At 69.1% G+C, this 23,955-nt stretch carries 24 protein-coding genes; 13 read left to right on the plus strand and 11 right to left on the minus strand.

Annotated elements, in window-relative coordinates; genetic code table 11:
• Window positions 1-10: 10 nt before the first annotated feature.
• On the plus strand, window positions 11-313 hold the full coding sequence (locus F618_RS0107230; RefSeq protein ID WP_018144508.1) for a hypothetical protein: 303 nt from the start codon (window positions 11-13) through the stop codon (window positions 311-313).
• A gap of 24 nt (window positions 314-337) precedes the next feature.
• Entirely contained in the window at window positions 338-4,864 is a 4,527-nt protein-coding gene (locus tag F618_RS0107235) for a DEAD/DEAH box helicase (RefSeq protein ID WP_019568174.1), read from the plus strand.
• Between the two features lie 435 nt (window positions 4,865-5,299).
• Here the strand turns inward: F618_RS0107235 and hisC are convergent, their stop codons facing one another.
• The 11 genes from hisC to F618_RS0107290 form a co-directional block, all read right to left on the minus strand.
• Complete coding sequence (hisC, locus tag F618_RS0107240) at window positions 5,300-6,394, minus strand: histidinol-phosphate transaminase (protein WP_019568175.1); 1,095 nt, start codon at window positions 6,392-6,394, stop codon at window positions 5,300-5,302.
• Window positions 6,391-7,692, minus strand: coding sequence for a histidinol dehydrogenase (gene hisD / locus F618_RS0107245; protein WP_019568176.1), 1,302 nt, complete (start codon window positions 7,690-7,692; stop codon window positions 6,391-6,393). Before hisD ends, hisC begins: the two co-directional genes overlap by 4 nt.
• Window positions 7,693-7,706: 14 nt before the next feature.
• Complete coding sequence (locus F618_RS0107250) at window positions 7,707-8,774, minus strand: 3-deoxy-7-phosphoheptulonate synthase (protein ID WP_018168264.1); 1,068 nt, start codon at window positions 8,772-8,774, stop codon at window positions 7,707-7,709.
• Between the two features lie 11 nt (window positions 8,775-8,785).
• On the minus strand, window positions 8,786-9,436 hold the full coding sequence (gene hisG / locus F618_RS0107255; RefSeq protein WP_018144513.1) for an ATP phosphoribosyltransferase: 651 nt from the start codon (window positions 9,434-9,436) through the stop codon (window positions 8,786-8,788).
• A gap of 38 nt (window positions 9,437-9,474) precedes the next feature.
• Complete coding sequence (gene murA / locus F618_RS0107260) at window positions 9,475-10,734, minus strand: UDP-N-acetylglucosamine 1-carboxyvinyltransferase (RefSeq protein WP_018144514.1); 1,260 nt, start codon at window positions 10,732-10,734, stop codon at window positions 9,475-9,477.
• A gap of 101 nt (window positions 10,735-10,835) precedes the next feature.
• The gene (locus tag F618_RS0107265) at window positions 10,836-11,153 is read right to left on the minus strand and encodes a lipid asymmetry maintenance protein MlaB (RefSeq protein ID WP_019563233.1); all 318 of its coding nucleotides are present in this window, start codon (window positions 11,151-11,153) and stop codon (window positions 10,836-10,838) included.
• Window positions 11,150-11,818 carry a phospholipid-binding protein MlaC gene (locus tag F618_RS0107270; RefSeq protein ID WP_019563234.1) on the minus strand — a complete coding sequence of 223 codons (669 nt, stop codon included), beginning with the start codon at window positions 11,816-11,818 and terminating at the stop codon, window positions 11,150-11,152. Before F618_RS0107270 ends, F618_RS0107265 begins: the two co-directional genes overlap by 4 nt.
• Before the next feature lie 25 nt (window positions 11,819-11,843).
• Complete coding sequence (mlaD, locus tag F618_RS0107275; protein WP_018144517.1) at window positions 11,844-12,302, minus strand: outer membrane lipid asymmetry maintenance protein MlaD; 459 nt, start codon at window positions 12,300-12,302, stop codon at window positions 11,844-11,846.
• Window positions 12,303-12,335: 33 nt separating this feature from the next.
• The gene (mlaE, locus tag F618_RS0107280; protein WP_018144518.1) at window positions 12,336-13,118 is read right to left on the minus strand and encodes a lipid asymmetry maintenance ABC transporter permease subunit MlaE; all 783 of its coding nucleotides are present in this window, start codon (window positions 13,116-13,118) and stop codon (window positions 12,336-12,338) included.
• The gene (locus F618_RS0107285; protein WP_038071376.1) at window positions 13,111-13,944 is read right to left on the minus strand and encodes an ABC transporter ATP-binding protein; all 834 of its coding nucleotides are present in this window, start codon (window positions 13,942-13,944) and stop codon (window positions 13,111-13,113) included. The genes mlaE and F618_RS0107285 overlap by 8 nt, the downstream gene beginning before the upstream one ends.
• 381 nt (window positions 13,945-14,325) lie before the next feature.
• Window positions 14,326-14,988 (minus strand): hypothetical protein, encoded by a 663-nt coding sequence (locus F618_RS0107290; RefSeq protein WP_019568178.1) that lies wholly within the window; start codon window positions 14,986-14,988, stop codon window positions 14,326-14,328.
• Between the two features lie 78 nt (window positions 14,989-15,066).
• Between F618_RS0107290 and F618_RS0107295 the strand changes: the two genes are divergently transcribed.
• The 11 genes from F618_RS0107295 to F618_RS0107345 all read left to right on the plus strand — a co-directional run bounded on the left by F618_RS0107295 (window position 15,067) and on the right by F618_RS0107345 (window position 23,923).
• Complete coding sequence (locus F618_RS0107295; RefSeq protein WP_019568179.1) at window positions 15,067-16,167, plus strand: LLM class flavin-dependent oxidoreductase; 1,101 nt, start codon at window positions 15,067-15,069, stop codon at window positions 16,165-16,167.
• An 11-nt stretch (window positions 16,168-16,178) separates the two neighbouring features.
• Window positions 16,179-17,111 (plus strand): NAD-dependent epimerase/dehydratase family protein, encoded by a 933-nt coding sequence (locus tag F618_RS0107300; RefSeq protein WP_019568180.1) that lies wholly within the window; start codon window positions 16,179-16,181, stop codon window positions 17,109-17,111.
• A gap of 57 nt (window positions 17,112-17,168) precedes the next feature.
• Window positions 17,169-18,146: a calcium/sodium antiporter gene (locus F618_RS0107305; RefSeq protein WP_019568181.1), complete on the plus strand. Its 978-nt coding sequence runs from the start codon at window positions 17,169-17,171 to the stop codon at window positions 18,144-18,146.
• Complete coding sequence (locus F618_RS0107310) at window positions 18,143-19,120, plus strand: KpsF/GutQ family sugar-phosphate isomerase (protein WP_019568182.1); 978 nt, start codon at window positions 18,143-18,145, stop codon at window positions 19,118-19,120. The genes F618_RS0107305 and F618_RS0107310 overlap by 4 nt, the downstream gene beginning before the upstream one ends.
• Window positions 19,120-19,659, plus strand: coding sequence for an HAD family hydrolase (locus F618_RS0107315; protein ID WP_019568183.1), 540 nt, complete (start codon window positions 19,120-19,122; stop codon window positions 19,657-19,659). The genes F618_RS0107310 and F618_RS0107315 overlap by 1 nt, the downstream gene beginning before the upstream one ends.
• Window positions 19,656-20,237, plus strand: a complete 582-nt coding sequence (lptC, locus tag F618_RS0107320) for an LPS export ABC transporter periplasmic protein LptC (RefSeq protein WP_081620868.1) — start codon at window positions 19,656-19,658, stop codon at window positions 20,235-20,237. Before F618_RS0107315 ends, lptC begins: the two co-directional genes overlap by 4 nt.
• Window positions 20,218-20,757: a lipopolysaccharide transport periplasmic protein LptA gene (gene lptA / locus F618_RS0107325; RefSeq protein WP_018168275.1), complete on the plus strand. Its 540-nt coding sequence runs from the start codon at window positions 20,218-20,220 to the stop codon at window positions 20,755-20,757. Before lptC ends, lptA begins: the two co-directional genes overlap by 20 nt.
• The gene (lptB, locus tag F618_RS0107330; protein ID WP_019568185.1) at window positions 20,754-21,524 is read left to right on the plus strand and encodes an LPS export ABC transporter ATP-binding protein; all 771 of its coding nucleotides are present in this window, start codon (window positions 20,754-20,756) and stop codon (window positions 21,522-21,524) included. Before lptA ends, lptB begins: the two co-directional genes overlap by 4 nt.
• A gap of 88 nt (window positions 21,525-21,612) precedes the next feature.
• On the plus strand, window positions 21,613-23,097 hold the full coding sequence (locus F618_RS0107335; RefSeq protein WP_019563243.1) for an RNA polymerase factor sigma-54: 1,485 nt from the start codon (window positions 21,613-21,615) through the stop codon (window positions 23,095-23,097).
• A 16-nt stretch (window positions 23,098-23,113) separates the two neighbouring features.
• Window positions 23,114-23,452 (plus strand): ribosome hibernation-promoting factor, HPF/YfiA family, encoded by a 339-nt coding sequence (gene hpf / locus F618_RS0107340; RefSeq protein ID WP_018144530.1) that lies wholly within the window; start codon window positions 23,114-23,116, stop codon window positions 23,450-23,452.
• Between the two features lie 3 nt (window positions 23,453-23,455).
• Window positions 23,456-23,923: a PTS sugar transporter subunit IIA gene (locus F618_RS0107345; RefSeq protein ID WP_018168278.1), complete on the plus strand. Its 468-nt coding sequence runs from the start codon at window positions 23,456-23,458 to the stop codon at window positions 23,921-23,923.
• Window positions 23,924-23,955: the final 32 nt, after the last annotated feature.

A 23,955-nucleotide genomic window follows, 5' to 3' on the forward strand; every position in this document is an offset into this window, starting at 1 on the left:
CCGAGACCCCATGAACGACACCACCGACCAGACCTACAACAACGCCGCCCAGCACCTGATCGAGCTGGCCAACCGCCTGGCGGATGACGGCCAGGCCGACGAGACCGGTGATGTTGCCGACGGCCTGCTGGCCGGTGCGATCCACTTCTGGCTGTACAGCCGCCAACCCTGCGGCGACCCGTTGTGCGAGGACTGCGCCCCGTTCGCGGATGCTGAAAGCCGGCTGGCCATGCTGCACGAGCTGATCGACGAGCTGGCGCGCGACAGCGACTACTTCCACTCCACCACCGACAGCACCGTCGGCCACGCCTGACCCGCCAGCTCGGGGCCCCAGCCGATGCCGGTCACGCCCTTTCGTCCCGCGACCGACACCTGGTTTCGCGAGGCCTTCGAGCAGGCCACTCCCATCCAGTCCCGCGGCTGGCCCGCGATCCGCGCCAGCCACCACTGTCTGCTGATCGCTCCGACCGGTAGCGGCAAGACCCTTGCCGCGTTCCTGAGTGCAATCGACCGCCTGACCGGCGAGCCGGCCCCGGAACCCCGCACCGGCTACTCGGTACTCTACATCTCGCCACTGAAGGCACTGGCCACCGACATCGAGCGCAACCTGCGCGCCCCGCTGACCGGCATCACCCGGACCGCCGCGCGCCTGGGCGACGAGTCGGCCCGCGAACCCGTGGTGCACATCCGCACCGGCGACACCCCGCAGGCCGAGCGCCGTGCCCAGGCGCGCGAACCCGGCGACATCCTGGTGACCACGCCGGAGTCGCTCTACCTGCTGCTGGGCTCGAAGGCCGCGGAGAACCTCGAATCCGTCCATACGGTAATCATCGACGAGGTGCACGCCCTGGCCGGGAACAAGCGCGGCGCACACCTGGCCCTGTCGCTGGAACGCCTGGCCGAGCGCTGCGGCCACGACCCGCAACGCATCGGGCTCTCCGCGACCGTGCATCCGATGGAGGTCGCGCGAGGCTTCCTCGGCGGCAACCGCGAGGTGGAGGTGATCGACGCCGCCGAGGCCCCACGCCTGGATCTCGAGATCCTCGCCCCGGAGGAGCCGCCAGCGGCACACGCACCTCCCACCCTCGAAGCGTCCGAAGGCGCGGAAACCATCCCGTCCGGCTCCATCCTCGGCGCGGTCTACGGCCAGGGCACCGGACCACTCCCGGGCGGGGGCGGCGACCGCGCCGCGCGCCTGGAGCCGCGCCTGCTGGCGGCGATCCTGGAACACCGCTCGACCATCGTGTTCGTCAACAGCCGCGGGCTTTGCGAACGCCTGGTCCAGCGCATCAACGACGCCTGGCGCGAACAGCATCCCGAGGACGCCAAAAAGCCCGAAGACCTGGTCGCCGCTCACCACGGCAGCGTCTCCCACGAGCGCCGCGCGGAGATCGAGGGGCGACTGAAGACCGGACGCCTGCGCGGCATCGTCGCCACCAGCTCGCTGGAACTGGGCATCGACATGGGTGCGGTGGACCTGGTGATCATGGTCGAGTCGCCCGGCTCGGTTGCCCGCGGCCTGCAACGCGCCGGACGCGCCGGGCACGGGGTCGGCCAGGTCTCGCGCTCGCTGCTGCTGCCGCGCTTTCGCGGCGACCTGCTGGAATGCGCGGTGATTGGCGAGCGCATGCAGGTCGGCGCGCTGGAACCAATCCATGCCCCGCACAACCCGCTGGACGTGCTCGCCCAGCAGCTCGTCGCGATGGTCTGCGAACGCCCGCGCACGGTGGACGAGCTGCACGCGCTGATACGCCGCGCCGCACCCTGGCGCGAGCTGTCGCGCCCGCTGCTGGAGGCGACCCTGGACATGCTCTCCGGCCACTACCCCAGCACCGACTTCGCCGACCTGCGCCCGTGGCTCGCCTGGGACCGCGCGCGCGACGAGCTGACCCCGCGCCGGGGCGCGGCGCTGGCCGCGCGCCTGAACGCCGGCACCATCCCCGACCGCGGCCTGTACGGCGTGCATGTCGGCGAGGGCGGCCCGCGCATCGGCGAGCTGGACGAGGAGATGGTGTTCGAGCTGAAGACCGGCGAGAACGTGACCCTGGGCGCCAGCACCTGGCACGTGGAGGCGATCACCCGCGACCGCGTGCTGGTCTCCCCCGCCCCCGGCGAGGTCGGCAAGCTGCCCTTCTGGCATGGCGACGGCCCCGGCCGCCCAATCGAACTCGGGCGCGCAATCGGCGCCGCCACCGAACGCCTCGCGCGCATGGACCGCGCCGAACGCGCGACCTGGCTCAAGGAGCATGCCCCGCTGTCGGAGGCGGCGGTCGAGACCCTCGGCGACTACATCGACGAACAGCGCGAGGCCACCGGGCAGCTCCCGTCGGACAAGCGCATCGTGGTCGAGCGCTTCCGCGACGAGGTCGGCGACTGGCGCGTGTGCATCCTGACCCCGTTCGGCGCCCGCGTGCACGCCCCCTGGGCGCTGGCCCTGCAGGGGGCGCTGACCAGCACCTCCGGCTTCGAGGTGCAGGTGATGTACACCGACGACGGCATCGTGCTGCGCCTGGCGGACAGCGAGGACCTGCCCGAGCTGGACAGCCTGTTCCCCGACCCGGAGGAACTGGAGGAGACGGTCACCCGCGAGCTGGGACACTCCACCCTGTTCGCCAGCGCCTTCCGCGAGAATGCGGCCCGCGCCCTGCTTCTGGTGCGCAACCGCCCGGGCCAGCGCACGCCGCTGTGGGCCCAGCGCCTGAAGTCGCAGCAGCTGCTCGCGTCGGTGCGCGAGTACGCGAGCTTCCCGGTGGTGCTGGAGACCTACCGCCAGGTGCTGGCCGACGTGTTCGATCTGGACGCCCTCCGGGAGATCCTGCGCGGGGTGCAGGAGCGCCACATCCGCGTGCACGAGGTGGAAACGCCACGGGCCTCGCCGTTCGCGCGCAGCCTGGTATTCGCCTACGTCGCCGCCTACATCTACGAGCAGGACGCGCCGATGGCCGAGCGCAAGGCGCAGGCGCTCACACTCGATCGCGGGATGCTGGCCGAGCTGCTGGGCCAGGCCGAGCTGCGCGAGCTGATTGACCCCGATGCCCTGGCCGAGCTGGAGGCCGAGCTGGCGCACACCACCGAGGCGACACAGGTCCGCGACGCCGACGAGCTGCATGACCTGCTGCGCCGGGGGGGCGACCTGACGCGGGAGGAGATCGAAGCCGCAGCGGACGAAAACCCCGCACCCTGGCTACAGACCCTGGCCGACGGGCTGCGTGCGGTCGAGGTCCGAATCGCCGGCGAGCCGCGCTGGATCGCGGCCGAGGACGCTGCCCTCTTTCGCGACGCGCTCGGGGTCGTGCCACCACCCGGCCTGCCCGCCGGTTTCCTCGAGCCGCCGCAACGCCCGCTGGAACAGCTGCTGCGCCGCTACGCCCGCACCCATGGGCCATTCCGCGTCGAGGAGCTGGGCGTTCGCTACGGCCTCGCGCCCGGCGCGCTGCTTCCGGCGCTGGAGGCGCTAGAGAGTGCCGGCGTGCTGCTGCGCGGCGAGATCCGCCCGCAGGGCCAGGGCGAGGACTGGTGCGAGCTGGACATCCTGCGCCGGCTGAAGCGCCGCACCCTGGCCCGCCTGCGCGACGAGGCGGCGGCGGTGGACGCCCGCGCGCTGGGCCGCTTCCTGCCCGCCTGGCAGGGCCTGAGCGAGCCCGGGTCAGGCATCGGCACCCTGCGCGAAGTGCTCACGCAGCTCGAAGGCGTCGCCCTGCCCTGGTCGGCCTGGACCACCCATGTGCTGCCGATGCGGGTGCGCGACTTCTCGCTGGACGCGCTGGACCGCATCACCGCGTCCGGCGAGTTCGTCTGGGTGGGCAGTGGCGCGCTGGGCCAGAGTGACGGGCGCATCCGCTTCCTGCGCCGCGAACAGGCGATGGTGCTGCTGGAGCCGGACACACCCGAGGCGGAGACACCGGCCCGCGACGACCCACTGGCCGAAGCCATCCTGGAGACGCTGGACCGGCGCGGCGCCTGCTTCTACATGGAGCTGGAACGCGCAGCGCGCGAGGCGCAGCCCGCCGCCCGCCAGGACATGATCGAGGCCGCGATCTGGGATCGGGTCTGGGCCGGGCAGATCACCAACGACACCTTTGCCCCGCTGCGCAGCCTGGGCCAGCGTAAGCCCAGCTCGCGCGGCCGGCGGCGCCCGGGCCAGGGCCTGGCCGGCGGGCGCTGGTCCCGGGTGGCCGACCTGATCGATCCCGGCGTGTCGCTGACGGAACGCGCTCGCGAACAGGCCGAGAACCTGCTGGCACGCTACGGCGTGGTCAGCCGCGAGATGGCGCGCGCCGAGGGGCTGCCGGGCGGCTTCGGCCGCGTGTACCCCGTCTACCGTGCGATGGAGGACGCCGGCAAGCTGCGCCGCGGCCACTTCGTCGAGGGCCTGACCGGCGCCCAGTTCGCGCGCGCCGGCGCGGTGGACCGCCTGCGCGCGCTGGAACGCACGGCCGACGCCACCCCCGAGCCGCAGTGGCTGGCCAGCGTCGACCCGGCCAATCCCTGGGGCCAGCTCCTGCCCTGGCCGCAGCCGCCGGAGGCCGCCGAGGGCCGCCTGCGCCGCGTGGCCGGGGCCCTGGTCGCGCTGGCCGGCGGTCAGCCGCTGCTCTATCTCGCCGCCTCCGGCCGCCAGCTGTTCGTCTGGGAAGCGTTCCCCGGCATCGACACCGCGGAGGAACACGCCACCCTGGTGACCGACGCCATCCGCCAGCTCACCGGCAGCGGCAGCCGCTGGCTGCCCAAACGCCGCGGCATCACCATCGAGAGCATCAACGGCGAACCCGCCCGCCAGTCCCCGTTTACGGAGGCCCTGCGCGCTGGCGGTGCCATGGGCGAGGTCCGCGGTCTGCGTCTGGAACCGCCCGCCGGTCGCCGCTGAGACGCCGCACCGGGAAAGAGCCAGGAAAGGCTCTTCACCACAGAGGGCACGGGAGGAGACGGAGAAATGCGCAGGGCTGTCAGGGGGTACCGCCGCTCTTGCGCACCGGCCCGGCAGCGCCCCCTTGTCATCCCGGAAACTGCGCAGCGGTTATCCGGGAGCTCCGCGGTGTGATCCGGCCGAACGTGGAGGGCAGGATTTACGTCGGAGATCCCGGCTCTTCGCTGCGCTGCGGCCGGGATGACCTCCGGTTTTCCGAGTTCGGGACAGGGTGAGCGAAAACCGGACCTGGTGCCCCGCCTTCACCCGATCTCGCCGCGTCTTCCGCGAGGGCAAGACCCCTTTACGATGCGCTTAGGCCGTTCCGGAAACCACTCCGCGCATTTCTCCGTGCCCTCTGTGGTGCAACCAAAAGGCGTGGCGCCGGAAAAAACGTCAGGCGGCGAGGGCCTGCCCGAGCGCGGCGAGGAAGGCGTCGTTTTCGTCGGGGCGGCCGACCGTGACGCGCAGGCAGTCCACCAGCAGCGGATGCGCGCGGCCGACGTCCTTGATCAGGATCCCGGCGTCGCGCAGGGCCGCGAAGGTCGCATGCCCCGCCCCGGCGCGTACCCGGAACAGGATGAAGTTCGCCTGGCTGGGAAAGACCTGCTCGACCCCCGTCGCCCCGGTCAGACGCTCGCTCAGGCGGTCGCGTTCCTCGATGATCCCGCGCGCCTGCGTGTCCAGCGCCTCGCGGTGCTCCAGGGCGAAGGCCACCGAGCGCTGGGTCAGGGTATTGATGTTGTACGGCAGGCGCAGGCGATCCAGCGCATCGATCCAGGCCGGCGTGCCTGCCAGATAGCCAAGCCGTGCACCGGCCAGCCCCAGCTTGGAGACCGTGCGCATCACCATCAGGCCGTCATCCTCGCCGACGCATTTGAGGAAGCTGTGCGCGGCGAACGGGGCGTAGGCCTCGTCGACCACCGTGACCCCGGGGTTCTCGTCGACGATGGCCTGTACGGTCGCGGCATCGTCCAGCGTCCCGGTGGGATTGTTCGGGTAGGCGAGGAACACCAGCGCCGGGTTGTGCTCGGCCATCGCCGCGCGCATCGCGTCGAGGTCCAGGGTGAAGTCCGCGTTCAGGGGGGCACCGATGAACGGCACCCCCAGCGCTCGGGCCAGCACGCCATACATCACGAAGGTCGGCTCCGGCGCCAGCACCGGACGCCCGGAACCCGCCACCGCCGTGATCAGGATCTGGATGAGTTCGTCGGAGCCATTGCCGAACATCAATCCGGCGGCCTCGGGCACACCGTGGGCGGCGCGCACCTGTGCGGCCAGCCCCAGTGCCTGGGCGTCGGGATAGCGATTCAGCTGCGGATCACGCAGGGCCGCCAGCCAGGCGTCTTCCAGCTCCCCCGGCCAGGGATGCGGGTTTTCCATCGCGTCCAGCTTGATCAGGCCGGTCGCGTCGGCCACCTGGTAGGCCGGCTGCGCCAGCACCTCCGGGCGCATCAGGGCGTCCGGGGTCCGGGTCGCACGGGCGGTCATCGACTGCGCAGTTCGGCGGAGCGCGCGTGGGCGATCAGGCCCTCGCCGTGGGCCAGCGCCGCGGCGGTCTCGCCCAGCTTGGCCGCACCTTCGGCCGAGCAGTGGATGATGCTCGAACGCTTCTGGAAGTCGTACACGCCCAGCGGCGAGGAGAAGCGCGCGGTGCGCGAGGTCGGCAGTACGTGGTTGGGGCCGGCGCAGTAGTCGCCCAGGGCTTCGGAGGTATAGCGGCCCATGAAGATCGCGCCGGCGTGGCGCAGCCCGGCATCCAGCATCGCCTGCGGGTCGGCCACCGACAGCTCCAGGTGCTCCGGGGCGATGCGGTTGGCGACCGCGACGGCCTCGGCCGAGTCGCGCACCTTCACCAGCGCGCCGCGCTTGTCGAGGCTGGTGCGGATGATCTCGGCGCGCGGCATTTCTTCGAGCAGACGGTCCATGGCCTCGGCCACGCGATCCAGGAACGCGTCGTCCCAGGACAGCAGGATGGACTGGGCCTGCTCGTCGTGCTCGGCCTGGGAGAACAGGTCGGCCGCGATCCAGTCGGGGTCGGTCTCGCCGTCGCAGACCACCAGGATCTCGGACGGACCGGCGATCATGTCGATGCCGACCGTGCCGAACACCTCACGCTTGGCCGCGGCCACGAAGATGTTGCCGGGGCCAACGATCTTGTCCACCGCCGGGATCGTCTGGGTGCCATAGGCCAGCGCGGCCACGGCCTGGGCGCCCCCCACGGTAAACACGCGATCCACGCCGGCCACGGCGGCCGCGGCCAGCACCAGATCGTTCAGCTCACCGCCCGGGGCGGGCACGACCATGACCAGCAACTCGACGCCGGCGACCTTGGCCGGGATGGCGTTCATCAGCACGGAGGACGGATAGGCCGCCTTGCCCCCGGGGACGTACAGGCCCACCGAGTCCAGCGCGGTCACGCGCTGGCCGAGAACGGTGCCGTCCTCGTCGGTGAAATCCCAGTCCCGCATGAGCTGGTGCTCGGCATAGCGACGGATGCGTGCGCTGGCCATCTCCAGGGCCTTGCGCTGCTCCGCCGGGATCGACTCCAGGGCGGCCTGCAAGCGGTCGTGGGGGATCTCAAGATCGGAGACTGCGGCACGGTCGAGCCGGTCGAACTTGGCGGTGTAGCGCAACACCGCGGCATCGCCCTCGGTGCGCACCGCGCCGAGGATCTCGTCCACCGCGTCCCGCACGCCGGTGTCGGCAACGGATTCCCAGGACAGCAGGTTCTCCAGGGCCTGATCGAAATCGGGCTGCTGGGTATCGAGTCGGGCAATGGATGGCATGTCGGGCTCCTCGTTCAGGCGGGTACGGCAGCCTTGCGGCGCGCGCGCACGGCATCGGCCAGCAGGCGCAGGGTGGCCTCGCTGTCGTCCCAGCCCATGCAGGCATCGGTGATGCTCTGGCCATATTGCAGCGGCTTGCCGGGCAGGATGTCCTGGCGACCACCGGTCAGGTGGCTCTCCAGCATCACGCCCATAATGCGCCGATCGCCGCCGGCAATCTGTTCGCCCAGCACACGCGCGACCTCGATCTGCTGCTTCGGGTCCTTGCGGCTGTTGGCGTGACTGCAGTCCACCATCACCGACTCCGGCAGCTCGGCCATGCGCAGTTCCTTGCAGGCCTCTTCGATGCTCGCGGCGTCGTAGTTCGGCTGCTTCCCGCCGCGCAGGATGATGTGGCAGTCGTCGTTGCCGGTGGTGGAGAAGATTGCCGAGCGGCCCGACTTGGTCACCGACAGGAAGTGATGCGGGCGCGAGGCAGAACGGATCGCGTCGATCGCCACGCGCAGGCTGCCATCGGTGGAATTCTTGAAGCCCACCGGGCAGGACAGACCGGAGGCCAGCTCGCGGTGCACCTGGCTTTCGGTGGTGCGCGCACCAATCGCGCCCCAGGCGACCAGGTCCGCGATGTACTGCGGGCTGATCAGGTCGAGGTATTCGGTGGCCGCCGGCATGCCCTTCACCGCCAGATCGCGCAGCAGTCCGCGCGCCACACGCAGGCCCTTGTTGATATGGAAGCTGCCATCCAGATCGGGGTCATTGATCAGACCCTTCCAGCCAACCGTGGTACGCGGCTTCTCGAAGTACACCCGCATCACGATATGCAGCGCGTCGGAGAGTTCTTCGCGCAGGGTCTTCAGGTGATCGGCATAGTCCAGCGCGGCGTCCACGTCGTGGATCGAGCAGGGGCCGACGATCACCTGCAGGCGGTCATCCTCGCCGCGCAGGATGCGATGGCAGGCCTGGCGGGCCTCGAACACGGTGTTGGCCGCCGCATCGGTGATCGGCAGTTCATCGCGTACGGTGTCCGGAGCGGACACCTCCTGGATTTCGCGGATTCGCAGGTCGTCGGTATCGGCGGTCATGGTGTTCTCGATTACGTCGTCGCGGGGGTGACGGCCTCCCGCAGGCCCTCGATGAGATTTTGAATGGTTCTATGTCGCATCTTCATGGCTGCCTGGTTCACGATCAACCGGGAACTAATGGGGGTAATCAGTTCCAGCGGTTCCAGGCCGTTGGCCTTGAGGGTGTTGCCGGTATCCACCAGGTCGACGATGTAGTCGGCCAGGCCCACCAGCGGTGCCAGTTCCATCGAGCCGTAGAGCTTGATGATATCGACCTGGCGGCCCTGCTGGGCAAAGTAGTTCTGCGTGATGTTCACAAACTTGGTGGCGATGCGCAGGCGTTGCTGCGGGTCCGGTTGCTGGCCCGGGCGCCCCGCCAGCATCAGACGACACTCGGCGATATGCAGATCCAGCGGTTCGTACAGCCCGGCCGCGCCGTGCTCCATCAGCACGTCCTTGCCGGCCACGCCGATGGACGCCGCGCCGTGCTGCACGTAGGTGGGCACGTCGGTCGCGCGCACCACCACGATCTTCACGTCCTCGCGGTTGGTGTCGAGGATCAGCTTGCGCGTCTCGTCCGGATCCTCCAGCAGCTCGATCCCGGCGCTGGAAAGCAGCGGCAGGGTGTCCTTGAGGATGCGGCCCTTGGACAGGGCGATGGTCAGGGCGTTGGGATCCATCATGGGTCAGGCGTTCGTCCGGTTCCGTGTGAGTCGCAGCTTCAGACCGGCTCGCGACGAATGGTCGCGCCGATCTGGCTCAGTTTTTCCTCGATGCATTCGTAGCCGCGATCGATGTGGTAGATGCGGTCCACCTCGGTCTCGCCCTCGGCCACCAGGCCGGCGATGATCAGGCTCGCCGAGGCACGCAGGTCAGTCGCCATCACCGGCGCACCGACCAGTTTTTCCACGCCCTCGACGATCGCGGTATTGCCCTCGATGGTAATGTGCGCGCCCATGCGCTGCAGCTCCAGCGCATGCATGAAGCGATTCTCGAACACCGTCTCGACTACCGATCCGGTGCCCTCGGCCACGGTGTTCAGCACCATCATCTGCGCCTGCATGTCGGTCGGGAAGGCCGGGAACGGCGCGGTGCGCAGGTTCACCGCCTTCGGACGGCGGCCCTCCATATCCAGCTCGATCCAGTCCGGCCCGGTCTCGATGCGAGCGCCGGCCTCGACCAGCTTGGCCAGCACCGCGTCCAGCAGCTCCGGGCGGGTATTGCGGCAGCGCACGCGCCCACGGGTGACCGCGGCGGCGACCAGGAAGGTGCCGGTCTCGATACGGTCCGGCATCACGTCGTATTCGCAGCCGTGCAGGCGCTCCACGCCCTGCACCCGAATGGTGTCGGTGCCGGCACCCTGGATCTTCGCGCCCATCGCGGTCAGGCAGTCCGCCAGATCGATGACCTCTGGCTCGCGCGCGGCGTTCTCGATCAGGGTCTCGCCCTCGGCCAGGGTGGCGGCCATCAACAGGTTCTCGGTACCGGTTACCGTCACCTGGTCGAAGACCACGCGCGCGCCCTTAAGGCGGTCCGCGCGAGCGTGGATGTAGCCGCCTTCGACCTCGATCTCGGCCCCCAGGGCCTCAAGGCCCCGCAGGTGCAGGTTCACCGGGCGCGAACCGATGGCGCAGCCGCCCGGCAGGGAGACCTCGGCCTCGCCGAAGCGGGCCAGCAGCGGCCCCAGCACCAGGATGGAGGCGCGCATGGTCTTTACCAGATCGTACGGGGCGACGCACTGGGTCAGCGTGGTCGGGTCGACCTCGATGCGCATGCGCTCGTTAACCGTAAGGCTGACGCCCATGCGGCCGAGCAGCTCCATGGTGGTGGTCACGTCCTGCAGATGCGGGACGTTGCCAATGGTCATCGGCCCGTCCGCCAGCAAGGTGGCGGACAGGATCGGCAACACGGCGTTCTTGGCCCCGGAGATCCAGACCTGACCCTCGAGTCGGCGACCTCCGGTAATGATCAGTTTGTCCATGGGATGCCCGGATTGACCGCCGAACCGACCGTGGTTCGGCGAAACGCGCCATGATAACGAATCCGCGCCGGGCTCGCCCGTTCGCCCGCCGCCGGCACGACTCAGGCGACGGAACGGGCGGCGGAGTCGGTGATAATCGACTCCAGGTCGTACAACTCCAGTAACGGGCGCAACCCCTCGGGGAGGGGCTCGAAGACCAGGGTGCGGCCCTGCTCGCGGGCGCGACGCCAGAGGATGACCAGGAACGCCACGCCGGCGCTGTCGATACGACCCGCCTGCGTCAGGTCCACCCGAGCGTGTTCCGGGAGATGCGCCGTCAGCCCGCGGGCCCGTGCCTCCAGCCCGGCCACCGTCGCGAAGGTCAGTGGCCCGCTGACGACCAGACCGCCTTCATCCGCCCGGATCTGTGCATCGCTCACCGGTCCCCGGCCCCGTTGTCGGGGGTCACGTCGCCTACGGCATCCTCGATCAGCGCCTCGTCGCCATCTTCCAGGCGTTCGATCAGCGCCTCCAGGCCGTCGCGGTTGATCTCCTCGTTGAAGCGGGTACGAAAGTTGCCGACGAAGCTGAGCCCCTCGGCCTCGACGTCGAAGACCTTCCATTCGCCGTTCACCGGACGCAGACGGTAGTTGACCTGGATGTTCGACTGGCCGGAGCCCATCACCACCTCGGTGGCGACCACGGCCATGCGCTCGTCCTGGCGCGAGCGCCGCTCGATGACGCGCACGTCCTTGTCCAGATGATCGGCCAGTTGCACCCCGTAGGCCTGCAGCAGCGTGTTCTTGAAGGCCTTGGCGAAGCGGTTTTGCTGCTCGCTGCTGGCATCGCGCCAGTGACGTGCCAGGACCAGACGGGCCATCCCGTTGATATCCACGCCGGGCAGGATCTCCTCCTCGATCACGCCGATCACGAAGTCAGGATCTTCCTGCGCACGCGCCTCGTTTGCCCGCAGCTTCTCGTAGACCGCGTCGATCGACTGCTTGATGAGCTCGGCGGGGTTTTCTTCGGCCTGGGCGGGAGCCGCCAGGATCAGGACCAGCAGCGCCAGCGGCAGGATCAGGATTCGTTCATGCAACCATTTCATGTCTCTTGCTCCCGGTTTGGGTAGATCAGTCACTACCCATGTTGGTCATGAAGCGACCGATGAGGTTCTCCAGCACCAGTGCCGACTGGGTGAACATCAGCTCGTCGCCTTCCTGCAGGGTGTCGTAGTCACCACCCGGCTCCAGCGCGATGTACTGTTCACCGAGCAGCCCCGCGGTGTGGATGGCGGCCTGGGTGTCCATCGGCAGGTAGTCGTGCTCCGAGCGGATCGCCAGGGTCACCTCGGCGCGAAAGCGTTCCGGATCGTAACGGATATCCGCCACTCGCCCGATGCGCACACCCGACACCGTGACCGGGGCACGCGTCTTGAGACCCCCGATGTTGTCGAAGTATCCGCTCACCGTATAGGTGTCACGGTCGTGGTAGTCGGTCACGTTGCTCACCTGCACCGCCAGGTAGAACAGCGCCCCGATACCCAGGAGCACGAAGACACCGACCGCCAGTTCGAAGAAACGTACCTTCATTATTGCCACCTGTCCTGGGTAAACACTGTTTGGTCAGCCCGCGCCGAACATCAGCCCGGTCAGGATGAAATCGAGGCCCAGCACCGCGAGCGACGACACCACCACCGTCTGGGTCGTGGCGCGCGAGATGCCCTCGGACGTCGGCTGCGCATTGAAGCCCTGGAACACCGCGATCCAGGTCACCACGAAGCCGAACACGATGCTCTTGATCACGCCGGAGAGCACATCCTCGTTCCAGTCGGTCACCGACTGCATCTGCGAGAAATAGGCGCCGCTGTCCACGCCGAGCAGCCCCACCCCGACGAGGTAGCCGCCCATCACGCCCACGGCGCTGAAGATCGCGGCCAGCAGCGGCATGGAGAGAAACCCGGCCACAAAGCGTGGCGCGAAGATCCGGCGATAGGGGTTCACCGCCATCATCTCCATCGCCGAGAGCTGTTCGGTCGTCTTCATCAGCCCCAGTTCCGCGGTCAGCGCGGAGCCGGCGCGCCCGGCGAACAGCAGCGCGGTGACCACCGGCCCCAGTTCGCGTACCAGCGACAGCGCAACCACCCCGCCCAGGGCCTCGGCCGCGCCGAAGTTCACCAGCGTGATGTAGCCCTGGTACGCCAGCACCATGCCGACAAACAGCCCGGACACGACGATGATCAGCAGCGAGCGCACGCCCACCGAATACACCTGAACAAGTGTCAGGCCGAAGCGGCGAAAGACGATATCCAGGCTCGCCAGCATCCGGATCAGGAAGATGAACGCCCGACCGAACACCGTCAGGGCATTGATCGTGGTCCGACCCAGCGCGGCAATCGAATCAGTCATCGCGGCGCTCCCCCTGCCCCAGCAGGTCATCGCGGTAGGACGCGCCCGGGTAATGAAACGGCACCGGCCCGTCCGGGCGACCTTGCAGGAACTGCGCGCTCCAGTCGGAGGCGCGCGCCTCCAGTCCGTCCGGCGGCCCGGCATCCACTACCCGGCCATCGGCGATCAGCACCACTTGATCGGAGATCGCCATCGCTTCGGTCACGTCATGCGAGACCAGCACGCTGGTGAGCCCCAGGCTTTGATTGGTCCGGCGGATCAGACTGACGATCTGGCCCATGGTGATCGGATCGAGCCCGGTGAACGGCTCGTCGTACAGGATCAGGTCCGGGTCCAGCGCAATGGCCCGCGCCAGCGCGACGCGCCGCGCCATGCCACCGGACAGGGTGGCCGGGTCCAGGTCGCGCGCCGCGCGCAGGCCCACCGCCTCCAGCTTCAGCAGCACCAGCGCGTGCAGCACGTCCTCCGGCAGATCCGTGTGCTCGCGCAGCGGGAAGGCGACGTTCTCGAATACCGAGAGATCCGTCAGCAGCGCGCCACTCTGGAACAGCATGCCCATGCGCTTGCGCAGCGCGTACAGCCGCCGGGTGGAGAGCCTCGCCACCTCCTGGCCATCCACCCAGATGCGGCCCTTGTCCGGACGCAACTGACCGCCGACCAGGCGCAGCAGCGTGGTCTTGCCACTGCCGCTGGGGCCCATCACGGTCGTCACCTGCCCGCGCGGGATGCGCATCGACAGGTCATCGAAAATCATTTTGCGCCCGCGCCGGAAGCACAGGTTCTCGATCACGATATGCGGACTGTCTTCCACTGCCGGGTCAGCCACGCGCGCTCCTCGCCCTTAAGGAAACACGGATTAATGTACACGCTCGCGCTCGAGTCGCTTTTGCGTGCGAACAAGGCGCGGTGACCGCCGTGCAGTCATTCTGCACAAGGGAGCCGCAACGCCGTGCGCACGCCCGTTTTTGATGACAACGGGCGGCCGAGCCCCTTCGGGGTTGGCACCCCAGGTTCCCCGATCCTGCGTTGCGGCCCGAATCGGTCAAAAACGGGCCGGTAGAACCACTACCGGCTGCGCGCCGCGCCTGGGCTCGGAAAACCTGGGGTACCAACGCGAGGGTGTACATCAATCAGTGTTTCCTTAGGCCCACAGAACCCCGAAGTCTGGGCGCAGGCCGGGAGACCGTCAAACGGGCGGGTGCGGTGCTCATCCCAATCCCAGCAATGCGGCGATAGTGCGGAAATCCGACAGCCGCTCCGGACGCGCGCGCAGGAACACCGGGATCTCGCCGCTGCCACCGGCCTGCCCGAGGGCCTCCACCAGCGCGCGCCAGCCCGGCGCATCCAGCCCTGCCTCGGGGTTGACCTGCCAGGCCCCGCCCCCGGCGGCCGACGCTGACCTCGACACCGGGGCGGGGTAAAAGCACGCCGCCTCGGCGCGCGCGATCACCCGCTCCTCGCCGGCGCCGTACACCATCAGGCGCCCCAGTCCGGCCGCCTCCAGTGCCGCGCGGATCGCCTGCACCTGCGCCGGCCCCATCGGCCCCGGCGCCACCGCCTGCAGGCCGTCGCCGACAGCCTCGGCCAGCGCGCGCGCCCGCGTCGCACCCGTCTCGAGGCCCAGCTCCACCGGCCAGTCCAGTGTCAGCCGCAGCGCGGGGGGCACGGCCTCGGCCCAGTCACCAAAGGCCGGCGCCCCGGACTCGGTCCACACCGGGGCGGGCAGCAACAAACGGCTGTGGTAATGGGTGTAGTACTCCAGCTGCCAGTCCTGCGGCAGGTCCTCGGGGAAGAAGTCGTCCCACCAGTCCTCGCCCGGAGCCGCAACCCCGGCCGCCTGCAATACCAGTGCCTCGTAATCCTGCGACATGCCCCAACCTCCACGGCGTAACCGCATCTTTGCGCGGATTGCTTGTATCACCTGCGAGCGCGCGGCACAGTTGGCGCCATGCGTTTCGACCTGTTCCACGAGCTCTCGGTACCGGACTTCCTGCAGACCTCCGAAGCGGAGGTGCTGGAGAACACCCTGCGCCTGTGGGAGCGCGCCGATCGTCTCGGCTTCGGCACCGCCTGGCTGGTGGAGCACCACCTGATGCCGGAATTTTCCCACTCCACCGCGCCGGACCTGGTGCTGGCCGCGGCCAGCCAGCGCACCAAACGCCTGCGCCTGGGGCTGGGCGTGGTCCCCCTGCCCTACCACCACCCCCTGCGGGTGGCGCAACGCGTCGGCATGCTCGACCAGCTCTCCGGCGGACGCCTGGATCTGGGCATCGGACGCGGTTTCTCGCCGCGCGAATATGCCACATTCGGGGCCGAGATGAGCGAGTCCCGCGCGCGGGTCGATGCCGGGCTGGATGCGCTGCGCCAGGCCTTCGCCACCGGCCGCATCACCCAGGACGGGCCGTTCCATCACCTGGACGACGTGCCCGTGATGCCGCGCCCGGTGCAGGCCCCGCACCCGCCGATCTGGACCGCCGCGGTCAGCCCGGAGTCCTTCACCTGGGCGGCGGAGCAGGGCATCGGCGCGCTGGCCGGGCCATTCAAGCCCTGGCAGATGATCCGCGAGGACATCCGCCTGTACCACGAGGCCTGGGACGCGACACGCACGGACGTCGCCCACCCGCCCCGGGTCGGCATGACCCTGGGGGTTCTGTGCCTGCCGGACGGCAAGCGCGCGCGGCGCGACGCCAAGCCGGCCTTCGAGTGGTTCTATCGCCACATGTTCCAGCAGACCCTGCCGGTGCTGGAACGCCTGATCGAGGGCTACGACTATTACCGCTCGCTCGGCCGCTTCCGCCATCTGGTCAAGGCCGGGATCAACCTGAAGGTCCTCGACATGCTGGGCATGACGCTCGTCGGCACCCCCGCCGAGTGTCGTGAACGCATCGAGGGCCTGCGCGAAGCCGGGGTCGACCAGGTCCTGCTCGCCTTCGGCGCCGGGGCCGTTCCGCATGCGCTGGCCGAGGAGTCCATGGACTGCTTCGCGGAAGAGGTCATGCCCGCGTTTGCCGACCCCGCCCCGGCCACCGTCGCCCGCACCGCGACCTGAGCGAAACACGGATGCACGTCGCCGTGACCGGCGCCGCCGGGCGCCTGGGGCAAGTCCTGCTGCCCGCCCTGGCACGCGCGCCGACGATTGAACACATCCTCGCTCTGGACCGGGCCGCGCCGGCGCTGCCTCCCCCCGAAAACGGCACCGTTATCGAGGCCCGGGTACTCGACCTGGCGCAGCTCCAGCCGGACGACCTGGCCGGGGTGGACACCCTGGTGCACCTGGCCTTTCAGTTGATGGGCGGTCACGGGGGACGCCGCCGGCATGACCGAACCTGGGTCCGCCAGCAGAATGTCGCCCTGAGCCAGCGGGTGTTCCACGCGGCGGTGACCGCCGGTGTACGCCACATCGTGTTTCTGTCCAGCGCGGCGGTCTACGGCCCCTGGCCGGACAGCCCGCAGCCGCTCCGCGAGGACCATCCCACCCGGCCGCGCTTCCCCTATGCCGAAGACAAGGTCGCCGTGGAGCAGGCCCTGCTCGCGCTCGCCCGGGAATACCCCGAGTGCCAGGTGACCCTCCTGCGCCCGCCCGCGATCGTCGGCCCGAACGCCCACCCGCTGTTGCTGCAGATCGCCCGCGGGCGGCTGTATCCCGCCGGGGGCGAACAGCCAGTGCAGATCCTGTGGGAGGACGATGCCGCCGCCGCGATCGTGCGCAGCATCACAACTCGCACCGCGGGGATCTTCAACCTGGGGGCCGAACCTGCCTGGTCGCTACGGGCGATGGCGCGCTACCAGCGGCGCTGGGGGATCCCGGTGCCACTGCGGCTGATCCGCACCCTGCACCCGCTGGCCTGGCGGCTGACCGCCCGCGCCGGGGACCCCGGCTGGGTCCGCGGGCTGGACGGCCCGCTGGTACTGGACTGCACCCGCGCCCGCGAGCAGCTCGGCTGGACACCGCAGGTGGCGACCGCCGAGTGTCTGGAGCGCCTGCGCCGCTGAAACCGCAACCCGATCGGCTACAATCGCGGGCCTGACCCTCGCCGGACCTGACTGTCCATGGTGCTACCCGTTGTCGCCATCATCGGCGGGCTGATCCTGCTGACCTGGAGCGCCGACCGCTTCGTGTTCGGCGCCTCGGCCCTGGCCCGCGGTCTGGGCGTCAGCCCGCTGATCATCGGCCTGACCATCGTCGCCTTCGGGACCTCGGCCCCGGAGATCGTGGTCTCGATCCTCGCCAGCCTGCAGGGCAACCCGGGGCTGGCGGTGGGCAACGCCATCGGCTCCAACATCGCCAATATCGCGCTGGTGCTCGGCGCCGCGGCCCTGGTCGCGCCGCTGGCGATCGGGCGCGGCATGGTCCGGCGCGAACTGCCGATTCTCCTGCTGGTCAGCTTCGGCGTGCTGCTCCTGCTGGTGGACGGCGAACTGGGTCGACTGGAAGGCCTCGGGTTGCTGGCTGGACTGGTCGCATTCACCGTCTGGATGGCCGTCAGTGCGCGGCGCGCCCGGCCGGCCCCACATGACGACACCCCCGAGGTGGTGCGCGGCATGGTCGAGACGATCCCGGAGGGCAGCCGCCTCGCCCCCACCATCGCCTGGCTGGTCTTCGGACTGCTGTTCCTTCTGGCCAGCAGCCAGGCCCTGGTCTGGGGCGCGGTCGAGATCGCCGAGCAACTGGGGATCAGCGACCTGATCATCGGCCTGACCATCGTTGCGGTGGGCACCAGCTTGCCCGAGCTGGCCACCTCGGTGGTCGCCGCCTTCCGCCGCGAGGCCGGGCTGGCGATCGGGAACGTGGTCGGCTCCAATCTGTTCAACCTGCTCGCGGTACTGGCCGTTCCGGCCCTGATCGCGCCGCTGGCAATCGACGCCGATGCGCTGACGCGCGACTATCCGGTGATGCTGGCATTGACCGTGGCCCTGTTCCTGATCGCGCTGGGCCACCGCGGACAGATCCGGCGCTGGCAGGGCGCCCTTCTCCTCATCGCCTTCGCAAGCTACCTTGTCTATTTGGGAATCACGGCTACCGCATGAACTTCAACCCCGAAACCACCCGCAACCTCGCCCTGGCCGTCCTCAATGACGAGGCCGAGGCCGTACGCAACCTCGCCCAGCGCATCGACGACCGCTTCCTCGAAGCCTGTCGCTGCATCCTCGCGTGCAAGGGCCGCGTGATCGTCACCGGCATGGGCAAGTCCGGGCACATCGGCAGCAAGCTGGCCGCGACCCTGGCCTCCACCGGCACACCGGCCTTCTTCGTGCACCCGGGCGAGGCCAGTCACGGCGATCTCGGCATGATCACCCGCGAGGACGTGGTCATCGCGCTGTCGAACTCCGGCGAGACCGACGAGATCATCACCATCCTGCCGCTGATCCGGCGCCTGGGCGTACCGCTGATCGCGATGACCGGCAACCCCGGATCGCGCCTCGGCGCGGATGCCACCGTACACCTGGATGTCAGCGTCGAACGCGAGGCCTGCCCGCTGGGCCTGGCCCCCACCTCCAGCACCACCGCGGCGTTGGCGATGGGCGATGCCCTGGCCGTCGCGGTGCTGGACGCACGCGGCTTTACCGCCAACGACTTTGCCCGCTCGCACCCCGGCGGTCGCCTTGGCCGGCGCCTGCTGGTGCATGTCGCCGACATCATGCATACCGGAGGCGCGATCCCGCGCATCACCCCGGACGCCCCACTCAAGGACGCCCTGTTCGAGATCACCCGCAAGGGTCTAGGGCTGGTGATCATCACCGACGGTGACGATCGCATCCAGGGCGTGTTCACCGATGGCGACCTGCGCCGCACCCTGGACGCCGGGCACAGCCTGGACGGCCTGACCATCGGCGAGGCCATGACCACCGGCGGCCACACCGCGCAGCCCGACTGGCTGGCGGTGGAGGCCCTGGAGGCCATGGAGAGCCGGCGCATCAACGCCCTGCCCGTCACCGACGCCGAAAACCGCCTGGTGGGCGTGATCAACATGCACGACCTGCTGCGCGCCGGGGTGGCCTGATGAACCTGGATGCCACCACTCTGCGCACCCACCAGCAGGCCGTGCGCCTGCTGGTCCTGGACGTGGACGGCGTGCTGACCGACGGCAGCCTGTTCCTCGGCGACGGCGGCGAGCAGTACAAGGCGTTCAACAGCCGCGACGGCCACGGTATCCGTCTGGCCCTGGACGGCGGGATCGAGATCGCCATCCTGACCGGGCGCACCTCCGGGGTCGTCGAGCACCGCATGCGCGACCTGGGCGTGGAGCATCTGATCCAGGGCCGCCGCGACAAGGGCGAGGCCCTGCACGAACTGCTGCAGCGCACCGGTCACGACCCCGCCGAAGCGGCCTTCATGGGCGACGACATCGTGGATCTTCCAGCGATGCAGCGGGTCGGGCTCGGGATCGCGGTCGGTGACGCCCACCCGCTAGTGCGCCAGCATGCCCAGTGGGTGACCGAGGCCCATGGCGGGCGCGGGGCCGTGCGCGAGACCTGCGAAGGCCTGCTGGCCGCGCAGGGCCGGCTCGACGCGCTGTTCGAGACCTACCTGAACGGATGAGCCAAAGGACTCGCCGCCAAGTCGGATGGACCCTGGCCATGCTCGCATTCGCGACCGCGCCCCTGGCGCAGGCCGAGGTAAGCCCGCCCGAGGGCGAGGTCACGCTGCAGATTGACGGCTTCACCCTGCATGCCACCGGCGACGACGGCGAACTGAGCCATCGTCTGCGCGGCACCCGCCTGCGCGAGTTCGGCCGTGACGGCCCCCAATGGGTGGACGACCCGGACCTCGACCTGTTCGCCGAGGGCGGTATCGAATGGCGCTGGACCGCCCCGGCCGCGCTGCATCAACCGGCCGCCGCGACCCTGGACCTGGTGGGCCCCACCCACGGCGTACAGCCGCCCCGCGGCGAACGCGTAGAGACCCTCATCGATTCGCGGGATGTTCGCGTCGCCACCGACACCATGGTCGCCACTTCGGATGCCCTTTCCACCCTGAACCAGCCGGGCCTGTTCCAGCGCGGCACCGGTCTGCGCGTGGACTCGCGAGGGGATACCATAGAGTTGTTCCATGACGTGTACTCGCTCTACAGCGAGACGAGCGAGGAGGATCCCGCGCATGACCCCGAATCCCCATAGCCTTCGCCACCGTCCGGGCCAACCGGGTGCCCGCGTGGCGGCGCTCCTGCTGCTCGTGCTGCTGGCCACGCCCGCGTTCGCCCAGCAGGGCTCGGGCCCGGCGCTGCCGGTGGAGATCACTGCCGACCGCGCGGAGATGGACGAACGCCAGGGGCTGGGGACCTACACCGGCGACGTGATCGTGATCCGCGGCGACATGACCCTGGAGGCCGACAAGGTCTACGTGCGCACCCGCGATCGCCGCCCCTATGAAATGGAGGCCCACGGCGAGCCGGCACGCCTGGAATCACCCGATCCGGAAACCGGAGAGATGCGCATTGCCACCGCCCTGCGCATCGACTACCTGCTGAACGAGGACCGCATGATCCTCACCGACCAGGCCCATGTGATCACCACCAGCGAGGAGGCGCGCGGCAAGCGCATCACCTACGACCTGACGACCGACGTGATCGAGGCCGAACGCGGCGAAGGCGACAGCGAGCGCGTGCGCATCACCATCCAGCCGCGCGACGACGAATGAACGCCACCGCCCCCAGCCCATCCGCCACACCGGCACAAACCAACGACCGCCTGATCGGACGCGAGCTGACCAAGCGCTACGGCCAGCGCACGGTGCTGGACCAGGTGGACGTCGACCTCGCGCCCGGCGAGGTGGTCGGCCTGCTGGGCCCGAACGGGGCCGGCAAGACCACCTGCTTCTACAGCCTGGTCGGGCTGATCCGCCCCAATGCCGGGCGCATCACCCTGGGCGCGCGCGACATCACCCGCGCGCCCATCCACGTGCGCGCGCGCGCCGGCCTCGGCTACCTGCCGCAGGAGGCCTCGATCTTTCGCCGCCTGAGCGTGTGGGACAACCTGCAGGCCGTGCTCGAGCTGCGCCCCGGACTCGATCGCCACGAGCGCCGGCGCATTGGCGATGCGCTGATCGAGGAGTTCCAGCTCGAGACCGTGCGCCACAGCCCGGGCATCGCGCTGTCCGGCGGCGAACGCCGCCGCGCCGAGATCGCCCGCGCCCTGGCCGGGGATCCGCGCTTCATCTGTCTGGACGAGCCCTTCGCCGGGGTGGATCCGATCTCGGTCGGCGACATCCAGGACGTGATTCGGCATCTCGCCCAGCGCGGCATCGGCGTACTGATCTCCGATCACAACGTGCGCGAGACCCTCGGCATCTGCCACAGGGCCTATATTCTAAGCGAAGGCCGCCTGCTGGCCGCCGGGACACCGGACGAGCTGCTGGCCGATCCCCAGGTGCGCCGGGTCTATCTCGGCGAGAACTTCCGCCTGTGAAAGCGCCCCATATGCGGCCCGGTCGGTGCACAAACCACAAGGCAGGCTTTAAGATTCCATCAATGCCAACCCTCGCCCCGCATACCCGATGCTGAAACCCGGCCTGAATCTGCAGCTGGGTCAGACGCTGACCATGACCCCGCAACTGCAGCAGGCGATCCGCCTGTTGCAGCTGTCCACGCTCGAGCTCCAGGTGGAGATCCAGCAGGCGCTGGAGAGCAACCCCATGCTCGAACAGGTCGAGGACGAAGATGCCGAGGCCGACACCGAGCGCCTGAACCAGGACGGCGAGCTGGTGGAAGGCGATCGCATGGAGGCCACCACCACCAGCGACGACGTGATCCCCGAGGAACTGACGACCGACAGCCGCTGGGACGACATCTACGAGCCGGCCCCGACGCCCAACAAGGGCGTGGATGACCGCGACCCGCTGGAAAACACCAGCGACGACGACGGTGAGGGCCTGCAGGATCATCTGCTGTGGCAGCTGCATCTGAGCCATCTGACACCGCGCGACCAGCGCATCGGGGCGGCCCTGATCGACGCCATCAGCCCCGACGGCTATCTCGAGGGTGACCTGGAAACCCTGGCCGAGACCATCAGCCGAGGCGAGGATGAAACCGTCGGCGTCGACGAGGTCGAGGCAGTGCTCCACTGGATTCAGCAATGCGACCCGCTGGGGGTCGGCGCGCGCAACCTGCGGGAGTGCCTGGAGATCCAGCTACGCGAACTGGCCCCGGACGCCCCGGCCCGCGAGGCCGCACGGGCGATCCTGGAACACGGCATGGACAGCCTGGGCAAGCGCGACTACAAGGCCCTGCAGCGCCAGTCCGGCGTACGCGACCCGGACGAACTGGCCCGCGCACTGGACCTGATCCGCACCCTGAACCCGCGCCCCGGCGCACAGATCAGCTCCGCCACCTCGGAATACGTGGTCCCGGATGTCTACGTGCGCCACACCACCGAGGGCTGGCGCGTGGATCTAAACCCGGAGATCGCACCGCGTATCCGCATCAACGACCTCTACGCCGGCATGGTGCGCCAGGTCTCGGATGCCCGCGACAGCGCCTTTATGCGTGATCAGCTGCAGGAGGCACGCTGGTTCCTGAAGAGCCTGCACAGCCGCAACGACACCCTGCTGCGGGTCGCCGAGGCGATCGTCCACCGCCAGCAGGGCTTTCTCGAGCATGGCGACGTCGCGATGCAGCCATTGATCCTGCGCGACATTGCCGAGACCCTGGAGATGCACGAATCGACCATCTCGCGGGTTACCACGCAGAAATACATGCACACCCCGCGCGGGGTCTTCGAGTTCAAGTATTTCTTCTCCAGCCATGTCGGCACGAACGATGGCGGCGAGTGTTCCGCCACCGCCATCCGTGCCATGATTCGCGAATTGATTGGCGACGAACCCCCGAACAAGCCGCTCAGCGATGCCCGGCTCGCCCAGGTCCTGTCGGACCGGGGCATCAACGTAGCGCGCCGCACCGTGGCCAAGTACCGCGAGGCGATGCACATCCCTTCATCCAGCGAACGCCGGCAGATGGCCTCGATGCCCACCGGCAGCAAGTAACCAAGGAGTCCTGACCATGCAGATCAACCTGACCGGCCACCACGTGGACATCACCGACGCCCTGCGCGACTACGTCAACGAGAAGTTCGCGAAGCTGGAGCGCCACTTCGACAAGGTCATCGACGTCCACGTCGTGCTGACCCACGAGAAGACCCGGAATCAGCACAACCAGGCCGAAGCCAATCTCCAGGTCAGCGGCAATCACATCCACGCCGAGGCCTCTCACGAGGACATGTATGCCGCGATCGACGCGCTGATCGACAAAGTCGACCGTCAGCTGATCAAGCACAAGGAAAAGGTCAAGGACCACCACCGCGCCGAAGGTGCCCAGCGCAACCGCGAGCAGGCCTCCTGATCCATGACGATTGCCGAGTTGATCACCTCCGAGCGCATTGGCCTGCAACCCGAGTGCTCCAGCCAGAAACGGGCCCTGGAGGCCCTGGCGGACCTCCTCGCCGGCGGAGGTGACGGCACGGGACCGGGGAGCAACGCGATCTTCGAGGCCTTGTCCGCGCGCGAAAAACTCGGATCCACCGGTCTCGGCCATGGGGTTGCGATTCCCCATGGCCGCCTGGCCGATCTCGAGGCGCCGCGCGTGGCCGTGCTGCGCCTGGAAAAGGGCGTCGACTTCGACGCCATGGATCACGAGCCGGTCGATATCCTGATCGCACTGCTGGTCCCGGAGGCCGCCACCGGCGACCATCTCGACCTGCTGGCCCAGCTCGCCCGCGGCCTGTCTCAGCCAGACACCATCGGAGCGCTGCGCCGGGCCGGGGACGCGGCGGCCCTGGAACAGGAACTCGTGCGCCGCTTCAGCGAGGACTAAGCCCGTGGAACCCGCCTCCAGCCGCGATTCCG

The organism is Thioalkalivibrio sp. ALMg13-2, from assembly GCF_000381185.1.
Classification (GTDB): domain Bacteria; phylum Pseudomonadota; class Gammaproteobacteria; order Ectothiorhodospirales; family Ectothiorhodospiraceae; genus Thioalkalivibrio; species Thioalkalivibrio versutus.